This is a genomic window from Bacteroides sp. ET71 (genome assembly GCF_023336905.1).
GTDB lineage: Bacteria > Bacteroidota > Bacteroidia > Bacteroidales > Bacteroidaceae > Bacteroides.
Map to the genome: position 1 here is coordinate 1 of NZ_JAMBLS010000154.1, position 415 is coordinate 415.

At 58.8% G+C, this 415-nt stretch carries 1 protein-coding gene; it reads left to right on the plus strand.

The genetic code is table 11. The features are described 5' to 3' along the window. Positions 1-415: conjugal transfer protein (locus M3090_RS15650; RefSeq protein WP_249057806.1), on the plus strand; the 415-nt coding region annotated here is incomplete at both ends.

The window sequence follows — 415 nt, forward strand, 5'->3', positions numbered from 1 at the left end:
GCAGGGAAAGAAGTACTACGACGCGCTCAAGTCGGTGCATAACTTGGTGAAGGACGCCCGCAAGGTGCAACAGACCGTGCTGCTCGTGGGGGAAATATCGGACATCTACGTGAACTCGTTCCAGAAGATGCTTGCCGACGAGAACTACACGACGGACGAACTGGCCGCCATCGCCTCGGGCTACACGAAGATGCTGGAGGAAAGCAGCGGGATGCTCGACGAGCTGAAGACGGTCGTCACGCAGACCGGCCTGTCAATGACGGACAAGGAGCGCATGGACCTGATAGACCGCATCTACCGCGATGTGAAGAACCACCGCAATCTGGTGCGCTACTACACGAACCGCAACATCGGCGTGTCGTACCTCCGGGCAAAGGAGAAGAACGACACGCGGCGCGTGCTCGACCTGTACGGA